The sequence below is a fragment of the Nocardioides sp. J54 genome (genome assembly GCF_000519005.1).
Lineage (GTDB): Bacteria > Actinomycetota > Actinomycetes > Propionibacteriales > Nocardioidaceae > Nocardioides.
Genome location: NZ_JAER01000001.1, coordinates 86,543 through 102,022, shown reverse-complemented (window position 1 = coordinate 102,022; position 15,480 = coordinate 86,543). Strand labels below are relative to the sequence as shown.

At 72.4% G+C, this 15,480-nt stretch carries 12 protein-coding genes; 11 read left to right on the top strand and 1 reads right to left on the bottom strand.

Features of this window, described 5'->3' with window-relative positions:
• The first annotated feature begins 47 nt into the window (after nt 1-47).
• Genes NOCJ54_RS0100450 through NOCJ54_RS27880 form a run of 5 tightly spaced genes read left to right on the top strand, consistent with a single transcriptional unit; the run spans nt 48 to nt 3,950 of the window.
• The gene (locus NOCJ54_RS0100450; protein ID WP_084254832.1) at nt 48-1,280 is read left to right on the top strand and encodes a PspC domain-containing protein; all 1,233 of its coding nucleotides are present in this window, start codon (nt 48-50) and stop codon (nt 1,278-1,280) included.
• Nucleotides 1,277-1,735, top strand: a complete 459-nt coding sequence (locus tag NOCJ54_RS29265) for a hypothetical protein (RefSeq protein WP_028653869.1) — start codon at nt 1,277-1,279, stop codon at nt 1,733-1,735. The genes NOCJ54_RS0100450 and NOCJ54_RS29265 overlap by 4 nt, the downstream gene beginning before the upstream one ends.
• The gene (locus tag NOCJ54_RS29260; RefSeq protein WP_036516313.1) at nt 1,726-2,274 is read left to right on the top strand and encodes a YbaK/EbsC family protein; all 549 of its coding nucleotides are present in this window, start codon (nt 1,726-1,728) and stop codon (nt 2,272-2,274) included. Before NOCJ54_RS29265 ends, NOCJ54_RS29260 begins: the two co-directional genes overlap by 10 nt.
• 48 nt (nt 2,275-2,322) lie before the next feature.
• Nucleotides 2,323-2,919, top strand: a complete 597-nt coding sequence (locus NOCJ54_RS23125) for a SigE family RNA polymerase sigma factor (RefSeq protein ID WP_332248982.1) — start codon at nt 2,323-2,325, stop codon at nt 2,917-2,919.
• Complete coding sequence (locus NOCJ54_RS27880) at nt 2,916-3,950, top strand: hypothetical protein (protein ID WP_051485311.1); 1,035 nt, start codon at nt 2,916-2,918, stop codon at nt 3,948-3,950. Before NOCJ54_RS23125 ends, NOCJ54_RS27880 begins: the two co-directional genes overlap by 4 nt.
• 19 nt (nt 3,951-3,969) lie before the next feature.
• On the opposite strand, the gene npdG is transcribed toward NOCJ54_RS27880, so the two are convergent.
• Nucleotides 3,970-4,659: an NADPH-dependent F420 reductase gene (npdG, locus tag NOCJ54_RS0100425; RefSeq protein ID WP_198020040.1), complete on the bottom strand. Its 690-nt coding sequence runs from the start codon at nt 4,657-4,659 to the stop codon at nt 3,970-3,972.
• Between the two features lie 169 nt (nt 4,660-4,828).
• Here npdG and NOCJ54_RS0100420 point away from each other — a divergent pair, with 169 nt between their 5' ends.
• From NOCJ54_RS0100420 to NOCJ54_RS0100395, 6 genes are all read left to right on the top strand, one after another.
• Nucleotides 4,829-5,866, top strand: a complete 1,038-nt coding sequence (locus NOCJ54_RS0100420; protein WP_028653866.1) for an LLM class F420-dependent oxidoreductase — start codon at nt 4,829-4,831, stop codon at nt 5,864-5,866.
• On the top strand, nt 5,866-7,014 hold the full coding sequence (locus NOCJ54_RS0100415; RefSeq protein WP_028653865.1) for an acyl-CoA dehydrogenase family protein: 1,149 nt from the start codon (nt 5,866-5,868) through the stop codon (nt 7,012-7,014). The genes NOCJ54_RS0100420 and NOCJ54_RS0100415 overlap by 1 nt, the downstream gene beginning before the upstream one ends.
• Nucleotides 7,015-7,205: 191 nt before the next feature.
• A complete protein-coding gene (locus tag NOCJ54_RS30150; protein WP_028653864.1) occupies nt 7,206-9,596 on the top strand; it encodes an MMPL family transporter in 2,391 nt (796 codons plus the stop codon).
• 86 nt (nt 9,597-9,682) lie between these two features.
• Complete coding sequence (locus tag NOCJ54_RS27875; protein WP_028653863.1) at nt 9,683-11,017, top strand: hypothetical protein; 1,335 nt, start codon at nt 9,683-9,685, stop codon at nt 11,015-11,017.
• A 104-nt stretch (nt 11,018-11,121) separates the two neighbouring features.
• Nucleotides 11,122-13,668 carry a bifunctional FO biosynthesis protein CofGH gene (locus NOCJ54_RS0100400; protein WP_028653862.1) on the top strand — a complete coding sequence of 849 codons (2,547 nt, stop codon included), beginning with the start codon at nt 11,122-11,124 and terminating at the stop codon, nt 13,666-13,668.
• 604 nt (nt 13,669-14,272) lie between these two features.
• Nucleotides 14,273-15,364, top strand: coding sequence for a sugar ABC transporter substrate-binding protein (locus tag NOCJ54_RS0100395; RefSeq protein WP_036516312.1), 1,092 nt, complete (start codon nt 14,273-14,275; stop codon nt 15,362-15,364).
• Nucleotides 15,365-15,480 lie beyond the last annotated feature (116 nt).

Sequence of the window (15,480 nt, the reverse complement as noted above, 5' to 3'; positions counted from 1 at the left end):
GTCGTCCCCGATGGTCCCGGACCGATCCGCACAGCAGGCTTGGAGCCATGAACGCACCGCACGACACCGACACCGGCCAGCCGGGCCAGCCCGGCGATCCCGGCCAGCCCGGTCCCGAGCCTGCCGCCGGTCCCCGTGTGACCCGCGAGGAGGTCCGCGACCTGGCTCGCCTGCGCCGCAGCCGCACCGACCGCAAGGTCGCCGGCGTCGCGGCCGGCGTCGCCCGCCACCTCGACATCGACCCGTTGCTCGTGCGGGTGGCCTTCGTCGTGCTCACGTTCTTCGGCGGCGGCGGCCTCATCCTGTACGGCGTCGCGTGGGTCCTGGTGCCCGAGGACGAGACCGGCGAGACCGTGGTCCGCACCGACGACGGCGTGCGCACCGCGGCGCTGATCATCGCGGGCGTGCTCGCCCTCGCGTCGGTGGTCGGTGACTCGGTCGGCGGGATGGACTTCCCGTGGCCGCTGATGCTCGTCGGCCTGGTCCTCCTCGTGGTCGTCGGCAGCAAGCAGGCCAGGGAGAACCGGTTCGGCTCCGGCGGCGACGTCCCGGCCGGTCCCGGTGCCGAACCGGGGGCTCCCGGTGCCGGCGCGCCCAACGACCCGACCTACGAGAACTACCGCCCGGTCGTCCCGCCGGTGCCGCCGCAGCCCCCGTGGCCGCCGGCGGACCCGCGGCGACGCGGCCCCCTGCTCTTCCCGTTCACGCTCGCCCTTGTCCTGCTCGGTCTCGGCGTCGTCGGGACGATGGACCTCGCCGGCATGGACGTGCCCGGCTCGGCGTACCCCGCCACCGTGCTCGGCCTGGTCGGCCTGATGTTGCTGGTGGGCGCGTTCTACGGCCGCGCTGGTGGGCTGATCCTCATCGGCCTGGTCGCGGCCGCCGTCACCGCTTTCGGCTCCGCGATCGGCAACGCGAGCATCGGCGAGGTCCGGCACACGCCGGACACGGCGGCGGAGGTCGAGCTCAGCCACGACCTCGGCATCGGCGACATGGTCATCGACCTCACCGAGCTGCCCGCCGACGAGCTGGCGAAGCTCGATGGCGAGACGCTCAGCGTCGACACCCGCGTCGGCCACCTGCGGGTGGTCGTGCCCGACGAGGGCCTGCGGGTCGAGGTGGATGCCGACATCGCCGTCGGCGAGATCGTCCTCTTCGGCGACAAGTCCGAGAGCTCCGACCAGGCGACGTACGGCGACGTCACCGACCCCACCCTCACGATCGAGGCCGAGATGTTCGTCGGCCAGATCGAGGTCCTCACCGAGGAGGAAGCAGCATGAGCACCCACGAGCACGACGCCACCGACCGCGACCGGGCCGCGACCGACCGCGCCGCCGCCGAGCCGCGACGCAGCGGCTGGCACCCCGTCAACGTCGGCCACCTGGTGATGGGCATCGCGTTCGTGGGGCTGGTCGTGGTGTGGGCGCTGGTCACCACCGACACCGTCGACCTCGCCGACGACGGCTGGGTGCTGGGCGTCCCGTGGCTCGTCGCCGGCGCCGTCGGGCTGGTCGCGACCGTGCTGCGCGGCCCCCGCCACCACGAGCACTGGCGCCACGACGACTGGGGCCGCGAGCGCTGGGGCCACCACGACTTCGCGGCGGGCTGGCACCCCGGCAGCTGGCACCGCGGCAGCTGGACCGGCGGCGGCCCGGACCACGACGCGCCGGGCGGCGAGGCGGACCACGACGACCGCGGCGACCGGCCGTCGGGCAGCATGCACGGGTGGCACTAGCACTCCCCCACCTCCCCGGACTGCACTCGCTCCCCGCGCCCGAGCACCCCGAGCTCGTCGCCGCCCCCGTCGCCAGCGCCCTCGCGGCCTGGCCGGGGGCGGAGGGCGTCGCGGTGGTCGAGATCGACCCCGACCTGGCCGACACCGCGGCGATGAGCAAGGCCTACGACGTGCCGATGGCGGCGGGCGCCAACTGCGTCGTCGTCGCCGGCAAGCGAGAGGGCGAGGAGCGCATCGCCGCCTGCCTGGTCCGTGCCGACACCCGTGCCGACGTCAACCACACCGTCAAGCGCCTGCTCGACGTGCGCAAGCCGTCCTTCCTCCCGCTGGAGCGGGCGGTCGCCGAGTCCGGCATGGAGTACGGCGGCATCACCCCGCTCGGCCTGCCCGCCGGCTGGCGGCTCCTGGTCGACTCCCGCGTCGCCGACATCGACGTCGCGGTCATCGGCTCCGGCCTGCGCCGTTCCAAGCTGCTGGTCCCCGGCAGCCTGCTGGTGCAGCTCCCGCGCGCCGAGGTGGTGGAGGGGCTGGCGTCCTGACAACCTTTCGGCACCCCCACCCCCTTCAGGAGGATGAGAGGGGTGCCCATGGGACGAACGGTGGTGGACGCGATGCCGCGCGGAGCTGCGCCCGACGACGCGTCGAGCAGTCCGGACCGGCCGGCTGGGTCGGCTGGGTCGGCCGGGGCGGACAGCCCGGCGGGGGACGGCTTCGACGCCTTCGTCGCGGCCCGCGGCGACGCGCTGTGGCGCTCGGCGTGGCTGCTGACCGGTGACCACCAGCTCGCCGAGGACCTCGTGCAGACCGCGCTCGCGAAGTCGTGGCGGGCATGGGAGCGGGTCGGCGCCGACGGCTTCGAGGCCTACGTGCGGCGGGTGCTGTTCACGACCTACGTGTCGTGGTGGCGCCGGAGGTGGCGCGGCGAGCGTCCGACCGGGCAGCTGCCCGAGCAACCGGTCGCGTCGGCCGACCACGACGCCCGCCGCGACCTGGTGACCGCACTCGGCGACCTGCCGCGCGGACAGCGCGCCGTCGTGGTGCTGCGCTACTTCGAGGACCTCACCGAGCAGCAGACCGCCGCCGTCCTCGGGGTCGGGGTCGGCACGGTCAAGAGCCAGTGCTCCCGCGCCCTCGCCAGCCTGCGGACCTCTCCCCACCTGCGCGAAGGAGGAGACCAGCGATGACCGACGAGGACTGGCTGCGCCGCGGCCTGGCGGACGCGGTGCCCGAGCCGCCCGCCGCACCGGACCGTGCGGGGGCCGCCCGGCGGACGGCACGCCGCCGACGTCGTACGACGCTGGCGGTGGCCGGCGGCGCGGTGGCGGTCGTCGCCGTGGCGGCCACGGTGGTCGGTGCCGCCACGCTCGGCGGTGGCGACGACCGGCCGGACCGGGTGGCCGCCCCCGCCCCGGTGGACGCCCTCTCGGCGCCGGCCTGCCCCGGGCAGCCGGTGGACGCGCGTGCGGCGTCCGGTCCCGACCGGGTCCCGGACGGCGCTACCAGCGTGCGCCTGTGCCAGGGCGACGGGGTGCCCGCCGACGTGCCGCTGGACGCGCTCGTCACGCAGGTGGACGACGTGGCGGCGGCCGTCAACGGCCTCGAGCCGCTCCCACGCGACGCGGTGTGCACCGCGGACCTCGGTCCCGGCTACCAGCTCCAGTTCGCCTACCCTGACGGCTCGACGGTGGTCGCCTCGGGCGGGCTCTACGGCTGCCGGGAGGTGGTCGTGAACGGCGTCGTCCGGTCCGGCGCCGACGCGCCGTGGCAGCGCTTCGTCGACCTGCTGCGCGCGCAGCGCGAGGGGCTGGACCCGCCGCCACCCGTCGCGGCATCGACCATCGGCTGCCCCACCGCCCCGACCGGCGCCGGGGCACCGAGCCTCGGGCGGCCGCAGGACCTGGTCGTCGCCGTCTACTGCGCCGAGGACGTGCCCGGCAGCGGTGACTGGCGCCGGGCCGCGATCCCCGCCGCGGACCTCGCGACGCTGGTGACGGACATCGACGCCCACACCGAGGAGGACGCCGGGTACGTCGACTGCGACGTGGCGCCCCCGCTGCCCCGCATCATCGGCGCCACGGCGTGGGGCGACCGGGTGGAGGTGCAGGCGTCGTGCACCAACGGCTGGTTCACCGTCGACCACGCGACGAACTCGGTGTGGTCACCGTCGGACGAGGCGCGCGCGGTCCTGGACCGGCTGTCCGGGGAGGCCCGCTGACGGGCCCTCCCCGGACGGCTCAGTGCTCGCCGAGCCCGGTGACCCGGATGCCGGCGTGGGTCTTGTACTTGCGGTTGATCGAGATGAGCACCGCGGTGAACGGCTCGAGCACGCGGGCCAGACGGAGCTTGCCGCCGTCCACGCCCGGGCGACCGGTGACCGAGGCGGCCAGGTCGATGGCGACCTGCTTGCCGTCGGCGGAGTCACCGACGACGATGACGTCCTCGTCGAGGAACTCGTCCTCACCCCACAGCAGCGGCGCGGCGACGTTGTGGAAGGCGCCGACCACGGTGGCCTCGGGCGCCAGCTCGGCGGCCGACTCGGCGGCCGAGCCCTCGCCGCCGTTGATCACGCGGCCGTGGGCGCCGCGCTTGTCGAAGGCCAGCGGGTTGACGCAGGAGATGACGGTCTTGCCCGCGAGGTCGCCGGCCAGCGAGGCGACGAGCTCGTCGTGGCCGTCGTACGGCACGGCCAGCAGGACGACGTCGGCAGCAGCGATCGCGTCGGCGTTGGCCGCGCCCTTGGCGGTGCCCGCACCCGCGACGCCCGCCAGCCGCTCGGTCACCTCGGCGGCGACGGCCTCGGCCTTCTCCGCGGCACGGGAGCCGAGGACGATGTCGTGGCCGTTCTTGGCGAAGCGGTAGCCCAGGCCCTTGCCCTGCGGGCCGGTGCCGCCGATGACGGCGACGGTGTAGCGGGTGTCAGTCACGGTCAGATCCTCCTGAGACGAAATAGATGAGCAGGTTCTCACACGCGTCGTGGCGTACCCGCGGTATCCCACGACCGTTGCATCGTGACAGTGTTACTGTCACAGTTGTGCTGGCGGGGTGGCCCGCCGCTGCTCCACCGACCTCGGCCCCCGGCCGGAAGGGAGATCCATGAAGCTCTCGATGCCGCTCGTCTACGCGGGCAACCCGCGCGAGTCGGCCGACCAGGTCGTCGCGCTCGAGAGGGCCGGCCTCGACATGATCTGGGTCGCCGAGCCGTACGGCTTCGACGCGCCGACCCTGATGGGCTACCTCGCCGCGAAGACGGAGACCGTGCAGATCGGCGCGGGGATCCTCAACATCTACTCGCGCACCCCGGGCGCCCTGCTGCAGACCGCGGCCGGCCTCGACAACGTCTCCGGCGGCCGCGCGGTCCTCGGCCTCGGCGCCTCGGGGCCCCAGGTGATCGAGGGCTTCCACGGCATTCCCTACGACCGCCCGCTCACCCGCACCCGCGAGGTCATCCAGGTGATCCGCGCCGGGCTGCGCGGCGAGCGGCTGGACTTCCAGGGCAAGACCGTCCAGGTCCCCCTGCCCGAGGGCCAGGGCCTGGGCCTGGGCAAGCCGCTGAAGCTGCTCAACAAGCCCGAGCGCGCCGACCTGCCGATCTGGGTCGCCGCCCTGGGCGACAAGAACGTCGCGATGACCGCGGAGGTCGCCGACGGCTGGCTGCCGTTCCTCTACTACCCGGAGAAGGCCCAGCAGGTGTGGGGCGAGTCCCTGGCCCGCGGCGCCGCGAAGCGCTCCCCCGACCTGGCGCCGCTCGAGGTGTGCGCCGGCGGCATGGTCGCCATCGGCGAGGGCCCGGAGACGAAGGCGCTGCTCGACTTCATGCGCCCGCTCTACGCCCTGTACGTCGGCGGCATGGGCGCACGCGACAAGAACTTCTACAACCAGCTCGCCTGCGAGTACGGCTTCGAGAAGGAGGCGAAGGAGATCCAGGACCTCTACCTCTCGGGGAAGAAGAAGGCGGCCGAGGCCCTCGTCCCGCTCGAGTGGCTCGAGGCGGGCAACCTGGTCGGCCCGGCGTCGTACGTCAAGGAGCGCATCGCCGCGTTCAGGGAGTCCGGCGTGACCAACCTTTCCGTCTCCCCGGCGTCGGACGACCCCGCCGGGACCATCGCACAGATCAAGGAGTGGGTGAGCTGATGCCCGAGCGTCCCAGCATCTACGAGACCGAGCACGAGGACTTCCGCAACACCGTCCGCGCCTTCCTCGAGCGCGAGGTCGTCGAGCACCACGAGCAGTGGGAGAAGGACGGCCAGGTCGACCGCGACGTGTGGCGCAAGGCGGGTCAGGCCGGCCTGCTCGGCTTCGACGTCCCCGAGGAGTTCGACGGGCCCGGCATCAAGGACTTCCGCTACAACATGGTCCTGACCGAGGAGATCACCCGCGTCGGTGCGAGCGGCCTCGGCTTCGCGCTGCACAACGACATCACGGTGCCCTACCTCAACGAGCTCTGCAACGACGAGCAGAAGGCGCGCTGGCTGCCCGGCTGCGTCTCCGGCGACATCGTCACCGCGATCGCGATGACCGAGCCGGGCGCCGGATCGGACCTGCAGGGCCTGCGCACCACGGCCGTCGACAAGGGCGACCACTACGTCCTGAACGGCTCGAAGACCTTCATCACCAACGGCATCCTGTCCGACCTGGTGATCGTGGTGGCCCGCACCAACCCCGAGGCCGGCGCGCACGGCTTCAGCCTCGTCGTCGTCGAGGAGGGCATGGAGGGCTTCACCCGCGGCCGCAACCTCGACAAGCTCGGCCTCAAGGCGCAGGACACCGCCGAGCTGAACTTCGACAACGTCGTGGTCCCGAAGGCGAACCTCCTCGGCGAGGAGGGCATGGGCTTCATCTACCTCATGCAGAACCTGCCGCAGGAGCGGATCTCCATCGCCACCATGGCGATCGCCGCGATCGAGCACGTCCTCGACATGACCCTCGACTACGTGAAGTCGCGCGAGGCTTTCGGCAAGCCGATCGGGAAGTTCCAGAACACCCGCTTCGTGCTGGCCGAGATGGCCACCGAGGCCTACATCGCCCGCACCTTCGTCAACCACTGCGTCGAGCAGCTCAACGCCGGCACGGCCGACACCTCGCTCGCCTCGATGGCGAAGTGGTGGACGACCGAGCTGCAGCTCAAGGTCGTCAATCAGGGCCTGCAGATGCACGGTGGCTACGGCTTCATGATGGAGTACCCCATCGCCAAGGCCTACGCCGACAGCCGGATCCAGACGATCTACGGCGGCACGACCGAGATCCAGAAGGAGATCATCGGCCGGTCGCTCGGCCTGTGACCTGCCTGCCGCGCTAGCAAGGCCTCACCAACCGGAGGGCCCCGGGACGTCACGTCCCGGGGCCCTCCGGTGTCTCGTGGGTGGCGGGACGAGAAAGGTTCCCGCCGGGCGATGAGTTCGGGGTGATCTCAGGGTCGGATCCGGAGAAATCCCCGATGCCCCCGGGAAGACCCAGTGGAAGGGTCCTTCGCATGCACCGTCAGATCGCCGGCCGGCTCACCGGCCCCGTCACCAAGTGGATCGTGGCAGCGATCGTCGTGTTCGCTGCCCTGTCCCTGGCACCGCTGAACGCAAAGCTGGTCGACGTCCAGAACAACGAGGCGTCCTCCTGGCTCCCGGAGTCCGCGGAGTCGACGACCGTCCTCGAGGAGCTGTCCGAGACGGTCGACCCCAACGACATCCCGACCCTCGTCACCTACCACCGCGACGGCGGACTCACCGACGCCGACCTGGCCGCGATGGACGAGCAGGCCGCGGAGATCGCCGCCGAGGTCGACGGCGTCACCGACGCCGACGGCGACGGCCGTCCCGACGTGCTCTCGCCCAACGTCGCGCAGGCGGCGAACCTGCCACAGCAGCTGCTCTCCGACGACCGTGAGGTCGGCTACCTCTACCTCGTCCTCAACTACGGCGACGACGGGTGGAACGCCATCCCCGACGCGGCCGAGGAGATCCGCGACATCGCCCGCATCGACGGCGTCGAGGTCCACCTCGCCGGCTACGGCGGCCAGGCAGCCGACGCGGCCGAGTCCTTCGAGGGCATCGACAGCACCCTCATCCTCGCCACCCTCTCCGTGGTCGTCGTGATCCTGCTGCTCACCTACCGCAGCGCGTTCCTGTGGCTGCTGCCGATCTTCTGCGCCGTGGCGGCCAACATGATCGCGACCGGCCTGGTCTACCTGCTGGCGAAGTACGCCGACCTCACGGTCAACGGGCAGAGCCAGGCGATCCTGAGCATCCTCGTGATCGGCGCCGGCACCGACTACGCCCTGCTGCTGGTCGCGCGCTACCGCGAGGAGCTGCGGCGCCACGAGGACCGGCACGAGGCGATGGCCTTCGCCCTGCACCGCGCGGCGCCGGCCATCCTCGCCAGTGCGGCGACCGTCTGCGTCGGCATGCTGTGCCTGGTCTTCGCCGACCTCAACTCCACCGCCGGCCTCGGCCCGGTCATCGCCATCGGCATCGCGGTGACCTTCCTGGTCATGGTCACCCTGCTGCCGGCACTGCTCGTCATCGTCGGGCGCTGGATCTTCGGCCCCCAGCAGGGCCAGCACGCACGCTGGGTCCGGGTCGGCGCCGGCATGCTCGTCGGCGGCGCGGTCGCCGCCGCGTCGGGCAGCGCACTGTCCGGCCAGGACGGCGGGCTCGGCGCCCTCGGTAGTGTGCTGATGGTCGGTGTGCTGCCGGCCGTGCTGGGCCTGCTCATGCTGCTCCAGGTCGGCATCGAGCACACGACCGGCGTGCACGGGCGACCGGACTTCGGCTCCCGCGAGCCCACCTCGTCGGGCCTGTGGGCCAAGGTCGGCGCTGCTATCCGGCCCCGGCCGCGCACGGTCTGGGTCGTCACGACCGGGCTGCTGCTGGTCGCCTGCCTCGGGCTCTTCCGCCTCGACACGGGCGGGCTCTCGACCGAGGACACCTACACCAAGGAGTTCGACTCCATCAAGGGCCAGAAGCTCCTCGAGGACCACGGCCTGCAGGACGCCTCCAACACCATCCAGGTGGTCGCGAACACCGACCGCGTCGACGCGGTGCAGGACACACTCGCCGGCATCGACGGCCTCGGCACGCCCGAGCAGGCGGTCGCGATGGGCGGCGGTCGCTCGTACTTCGAGGCCACGATCGGCGCGGACATCTCCTCGCAGGCGGCCTTCGACATCGTCGAGGACAGCCGGGACGCGGTCCACGACGTCGAGGGCGCGGACGCGGTCGTCGGCGGCGGGTCAGCGTTCTACCTCGACACCAAGATCGCGTCGAACCGCGACAACCTGGTCATCATCCCGCTGGTGCTCGCGGTCGTGTTCCTCATCCTGCTCGCGCTGCTGAGGGCGGTGCTCGCGCCGGTGCTGCTGATCGCCACGGTGGTGCTGTCCTTCGGCGCCGCCCTGGGGATCTCGGCGCTGCTGTTCGAGTACGTCTTCGGCTTCGCCGGGGCCGACCCCGGCTTCCCGTTGTTCGCCTTCGTCTTCCTCGTCGCCCTGGGCATCGACTACAACATCTTTCTGATGACCCGGGTCCGCGAGGAGACCGCAACCCGAGGAACCCGCGCAGGGTCCCTGGTGGCGCTGTCCTCGACCGGGGGCGTGATCACCTCCGCGGGCATCGTGCTCGCCGCGACCTTCCTCGTCCTCGGCTCGCTGCCGCTGGTGTTCCTCGCCGAGCTCGGCGTGGCGGTCGCCCTTGGCGTGCTGCTCGACACGATGGTCGTGCGGTCGGTGCTGGTCACCGCCCTCAACCTCGACCTCGGCGGGAAGATCTGGTGGCCCAGCAGGCTGGACCGCGGCCCGGCCGCACGCACCCCCGAGCCGCCGGCCGACGAGCCGCCGGTGGTCGACACCGACAAGGAACCCGTCGGGGTCTGATTTCCGCGTTTGAGCGGGGCTCGATCGACCTACGATGCTCCCACGGGCCGCACCCGCGGCCCGTGGGAGCGAGGGTGTTGCAGCCGATGAACGACCAGTCGCCGATCTGGCCGCGCGAGGAGCCGACGAGCCCGCGCGCCGAGCGTCCCCAGGGCCAGCCCGCCGGCCCGCCGCCCGCGCAGCCGCCGACGGCACTGCCGCCGCAGTGGGGCGCCGACCCCGACTCCGCTCCCCCGCCTGGTCCGCCCACCGGCTACCCGCCGGTCGCACCGCCCCCGGCCGGTGGCGGTGGGCAGCCGCCGTACGGCGCACCTCCCGGCTACGGCGGGTACGGCGGCGGGTTCCCCCCGCAGCCGCCCCGCAAGTCCCGTGCGGGCATCATCATCGCCGCCGTCGTCGCCCTGGTCCTCGTGATCGGCCTCGGCGTCGGTGGCTTCCTCTACTTCACCGGCCGCCTCGGCATCGGCCCGCTCAGCGCGGCTGACAAGGACGCGGCCAAGGCCATCGCCGCCGGCGTCGAGAAGCCGGCCTGGGCCAGCAACGGCGACGTCGACTGCGCCGTCGACGAGCTGCTGCACGAGCACCGGTCCGGCGACCTCGAGGAGCGCGGCCTCGTCGAGCGCAGCGGTGACACGTGGACCTACACCGGTGAGTGGAAGCGTGCCGACGCGAACACCTACTACGAGAGCCTCCTCGACTGCAGCGGCAACTGGGCCAAGCAGGTCGGTGACGAGTGGGACCTCGAGGACACCGACTGCCTCGACGACATCGGTGCCGGCACCATGGCCGCCTGGTTCGCCCAGGACTCGCTCGAGCTCAGCGACGGCGAGGACGCGGCCGAGGAGGACCGCGCCGAGGCGGTCGAGGCGCTCGACGAGTGCTACCTCAAGACGCCGCCGCCGCCCGAGGCGACCGCGCGGGCGGCGTACCGCGCCGTGGAGTTCACCTTCACCAATTCCGCGTCCGCCGGCGACGTCGTCATCAACACGGGCGGCCCCGGCAGCTGGACCCCGCTCAAGGGCCAGAAGGTGAAGATCGACACCGACGAGGGCGGGGCGCGTGGCTGCGTCGAGGCGCAGGCCGTGACGACCTACCCGTGGGGCTCGGAGGCCGAGGCCGTCGACGAGTTCTGCGGCACGTCGAAGCCGAAGCGGATCTGGTGGAAGAAGAAGCGCTGCACGACCGAGCCGGGCTGCTACGCCTTCCAGCTGCACTACGAGGGCTTCCGGGACTTCGAGAGCATCACCGCGAGCTACACGAGCAACGGCGGCGACTGCATGGCCGTCAGCGGCCGGTGCTCCGACACGGTCACCGCCGCCATCGGCGGTCGGGGCACGGTCGTCACGTGGAGCTTCCCGGGGTCCTACCAGGGCAACTTCGTGGCCCGGGTCGGCAAGCTCAAGAGCCGCCTGCCGAACTGATCGCGGAGGGCGCCGGTACGCCGGCGGCGGGCGCCCCGGCCGCGGTGTCCGTCCGGAGCCTCGCCCGCTGCGGGCCGGAGGGCAGCAGGTAGCCTGAGGCGGTCATGACGCACGGTCCGACCCCCCAGCAGATCCGCCGCGCACTCGCCCGAGCCGAGCGCGGCGCCGCCCTCGACCCCGCTGAGGCCGAGGCCCTGCTGGCCGCGACCGGCGAGGAGCTCGACCGGCTGACGGCGGCCGCCGCCCGGGTGCGGGACGCCGGCCTGGTCGCCGCCGGGCGCCCCGGAGTCGTGACCTACTCGCCCAAGGTGTTCATCCCGGTCACCAAGCTGTGCCGCGACCGGTGCCACTACTGCACCTTCGTGGAGACGCCGTCGCAGGCCGCGCGTGAGGGCCGGGCGCCGTACCTCTCCCCCGACGAGATCCTCGAGATCGCCCGGCAGGGGGCCGAGCTCGGCTGCCTCGAGGCGCTGTTCACCCTCGGCGACCGGCCGGAGGACCGCTGGCCCGAGGCGCAGGCGTGGCTCGACGAGCAGGGCTACGACTCGACCCTGGCCTACATCCGCGCGATGGCGGTCCGGGTGCTCGAGGAGACCGGCCTGCTGCCGCACCTCAACCCCGGCGTCATGTCGTGGGAGGAGCTCAACCGGCTCAAGCCGGTGTCCCCGTCGATGGGGATGATGCTCGAGACCACCTCGCGCCGGCTCTTCGAGACCAGGGGGCTGGCCCACTTCGGCTCCCCCGACAAGGACCCCGAGGTCCGGCTGCGGGTGCTCGAGGACGCCGGGCGCCACGGCATCCCCTTCACCACCGGACTGCTCGTCGGCATCGGCGAGACGCTCACCGAGCGCGCCGAGACGATCTTCGCGCTGCGCGCCAACGCCCGTGCCTACGGCGCGGTGCAGGAGGTGATCGTCCAGAACTTCCGGGCCAAGCCCGACACCGCGATGCGCCACGTGGACGACCTCGGCCTGGCGGAGTACCGCGCCGCGATCGCCGTCACCCGCCTCGTGCTCGGCCCGAAGGCGCGCATCCAGGCGCCCCCCAACCTGGTCGACCTCGAGGAGTGCCGCGCGCTGCTCGACGCCGGCATCGACGACTGGGGCGGCGTCTCCCCGCTGACGCCGGACCACGTCAACCCGGAGCGCCCGTGGCCCTCCCTCGACCGGCTCCGCTCGATCACCGCGACCTGCGGCTTCGACCTGCGTGCCCGGCTCACCGTGCACCCCGAGTACGTCGTCGGCTCGCTCGTGCGCGGCGAGGCGTGGATCGACCCGCGCCTGCACGCCCACGTCGCCGCGCTCGCCGACCTCGACGGCGACATGCCCGGCCTGGCGCGCGAGGGCGTCCGCCCCGCCGGCCTGCCGTGGCAGGAGCCGGACGTCGTCCTCGAGTCCGCGGGCCGCACCGACCTGTTCGCCGCCGTCGACGCCGAGGGCCGCACCGACGACCGCCGCAGCGACTTCGCCTCCGTCTACGGCGACTGGGACGCCGTACGCGAGGCCGCGCAGGGCACCGGTGCCCCTGCGGTGCTGCACGCCGAGGGCGGGGACGCGCTCCGGGCCGCCGAGGCCGACCCCGCCAACCTCTCCGACGAGCACGCGCTGACCCTGATGACCGCCGAGGGCGACCTGCTCCGGCAGGTGGTCCGGCTCGCCGACGACCTGCGCAAGCAGGTGGTGGGCGACGACGTCACCTACGTGGTCAACCGGAACATCAACTTCACCAACGTCTGCTACGTCGGTTGCCGCTTCTGCGCCTTCGCGCAGCGCCGCACCGACCCCGACGCCTACTCGCTGTCCTACGACGAGGTCGCCGACCGCGCCCAGGAGGCGTGGGACCTCGGCGCGACCGAGGTGTGCATGCAGGGCGGCATCGACCCCGAGCTGCCCGCGTCGGCGTACTTCGACATCGCCGCGGCGGTGAAGAAGCGCGTGCCGGACATGCACGTCCACGCGTTCTCGCCGATGGAGGTCGTCAACGGCACCGCCCGCACCGGCCTGTCGATCGAGGACTTCCTGATCAAGGCCCGCGAGTCCGGGCTCGGCTCGCTGCCCGGCACCGCCGCGGAGATCCTCGACGACGAGGTCCGCTGGGTGCTCACGAAGGGCAAGCTGCCCGCCAGCACCTGGATCGAGATCGTCAGCACCGCACACCGCATCGGCCTGCCGACGACGTCGACGATGATGTACGGCCACGTCGACAACCCGCGGCACTGGGTCGGCCACCTCAACGTGCTCAAGCGGGTCCAGGACACCGCCCGCGAGAACGGCTCCACCGGGTTCACCGAGTTCGTGCCGCTGCCGTTCGTGCACACCTCCGCCCCGATCTACCTCGCCGGCGTCGCCCGCCCCGGGCCGAGCCTGCGCGACAACCTCGCCGTGCACGCGATGGCCCGGATCATGCTGCACGGGCGCGTCGACAACATCCAGACCAGCTGGGTGAAGCTCGGCGTCGAGGGCACCCGCGCCATGCTCGAGGCGGGCGCCAACGACCTCGGCGGCACGCTGATGGAGGAGACCATCTCGCGCATGGCCGGCTCCGAGCACGGCTCCGCGAAGACGGTCGATGAGCTGGTCGAGATCGGCGCCGGGATCGACCGCCCGGTCCGCGAGCGCACCACGCTGTACGGCGTACCGACCCGCGCCTGAGCCTCTGCGCTCCCTCTCCCTGTCGTCCGCCGGTGGGGCGGGTGGGTCGCACGGCCCGCGCGCCCCGCATGTAACACGTTGGTCGCGGCTCTGGCAGCCCGGTTCCGTCGCCCCGGCCATGTAACACGTTGGTCGCGGCCCTGGCAGCCCGATCCCGTCGCCCGGCCATGTAACACGCTGGTCGCGGCTCTGGCAGCCCGGGGACCGCGGCGTACCCCTGCTGGGTGGGGCGGGAACAGACGTGAACGGGCTGCCAGGTGGGCGGACAACGTGTGACAGCGGTGGTCGGGCGCGGACAGCGGCGAACCACGTGTTGCAGCGGCCGACCGGCCCGCAGAGCCGCGAACCACGTGTTACATGGCGCTGCCCGCCCGCCAGCCCCGCCCGCCCGCCAGCCCCGCCCGCCCGCCAGCCCCGCCCGCCGGCGCCGACGAGCCGCCACCCGCCGGCGAAGGGGTACCCGGGACGCCGTCCCGGAATTTTTCACTCGCCCCTCTTTACGTGACGGGCGCCACTTCATATGTTGTTCCAAACAACATATGGCCCGACTCGTATGGTGTGCGACCCTCGCTCGCCCGGGCCCGGATCGCTAGGAGGCGGTTGGATGTTGAAGCGCAGGAACGCTGCGGTGATGGCAGTGGCGGGACTGGGCCTCGCCCTCTCCCTGGCCGCGTGCGGTGACGACGACAGCGCCGGTGGCTCGGACGCCGGTGACGGCGGCTCGGTCGGCAAGATCGGCGTGATCCTCCCCGACACCGAGTCCTCGGTCCGGTGGGAGTCGGCGGACCGCCCGGCCCTCGAGGCCGCCTTCGACGAGGCGGGCGTCGAGTACGACATCAAGAACGCCGAGGGCGACGCCGACAACATGACCAAGATCGCCGACGGCATGATCGCCGACGGCGTCACGGTGCTGGCGATCGTCAACCTCGACTCGGAGTCCGGGGCGGCCATCCAGGAGAAGGCCGCGTCCCAGGGCGTCCGCACGATCGACTACGACCGGCTCACGCTCGGTGGTACGGCGGACTACTACGTCTCGTTCGACAACACCAAGGTCGGCGAGCTCCAGGGCCAGGGCCTGGCCGACTGCCTGGGCGAGAAGCCGGCGAACATCATCTACCTCAACGGCTCGCCCACCGACAACAACGCCACCCTGTTCGCGGAGGGCGCCCACTCGGTGCTCGACGGCATCTCGTCGTACAAGAAGGTCGGCGAGCAGGCCGTCCCGGACTGGGACAACGACGAGGCGGTCACGATCTTCGAGCAGCTCTACACCAAGGCCGACGGCAAGGTCGACGGCGTGCTCGCGGCCAACGACGGCCTCGCCGGCTCGGCGATCTCGATCCTGGAGAAGAACGGCGTCGCGGGCGAGGTCCCGGTCACGGGCCAGGACGCCACGGTCGAGGGTCTGCAGAACATCCTCGCCGGCACTCAGTGCATGACGGTCTACAAGTCGGCCAAGCTCGAGGCCGGTGCCCTCGCGGACGTCGCGATCGCGCTCGCCAAGGGCGAGGACGCCGAGACCACCGGCACCACGACGGACTCCTCCGACAACAGCGAGGTGCCGAGCATCCTGCTCGACCCGCAGCCGATCACCAAGGACACCGTCAAGGACGTCATCGACGACGGTGGCCAGAAGAAGGAGGACGTGTGCAGCGGGGAGTTCGAGAAGCTCTGCGCTGACGCCGGCATCTCCTGACCCACCCGCTCCTCGTCGCAGGAGCACCCGGGGCGTCCGGGACCGACCGGCCCGGACGCCCCCTCCCGCACCGACGGACGCGCCCCGTCCGCGCGTCCCGCGCCACCCGCGGCGCA

What these genes read in the sequence shown, in the direction of transcription:
- NOCJ54_RS23125 (WP_332248982.1), top strand. Translation starts at nt 2,323, where the DNA reads ATGGGACGAACGGTGGTGGACGCGATGCCGCGCGGAGCTGCGCCCGAC.
- NOCJ54_RS27880 (WP_051485311.1), top strand. Translation starts at nt 2,916, where the DNA reads ATGACCGACGAGGACTGGCTGCGCCGCGGCCTGGCGGACGCGGTGCCC.
- NOCJ54_RS0100420 (WP_028653866.1), top strand. Translation starts at nt 4,829, where the DNA reads ATGAAGCTCTCGATGCCGCTCGTCTACGCGGGCAACCCGCGCGAGTCG.
- NOCJ54_RS0100450 (WP_084254832.1), top strand. Translation starts at nt 48, where the DNA reads ATGAACGCACCGCACGACACCGACACCGGCCAGCCGGGCCAGCCCGGC.
- NOCJ54_RS0100395 (WP_036516312.1), top strand. Translation starts at nt 14,273, where the DNA reads ATGTTGAAGCGCAGGAACGCTGCGGTGATGGCAGTGGCGGGACTGGGC.
- NOCJ54_RS0100415 (WP_028653865.1), top strand. Translation starts at nt 5,866, where the DNA reads ATGCCCGAGCGTCCCAGCATCTACGAGACCGAGCACGAGGACTTCCGC.
- NOCJ54_RS0100400 (WP_028653862.1), top strand. Translation starts at nt 11,122, where the DNA reads ATGACGCACGGTCCGACCCCCCAGCAGATCCGCCGCGCACTCGCCCGA.
- NOCJ54_RS29265 (WP_028653869.1), top strand. Translation starts at nt 1,277, where the DNA reads ATGAGCACCCACGAGCACGACGCCACCGACCGCGACCGGGCCGCGACC.
- NOCJ54_RS30150 (WP_028653864.1), top strand. Translation starts at nt 7,206, where the DNA reads ATGCACCGTCAGATCGCCGGCCGGCTCACCGGCCCCGTCACCAAGTGG.
- NOCJ54_RS27875 (WP_028653863.1), top strand. Translation starts at nt 9,683, where the DNA reads ATGAACGACCAGTCGCCGATCTGGCCGCGCGAGGAGCCGACGAGCCCG.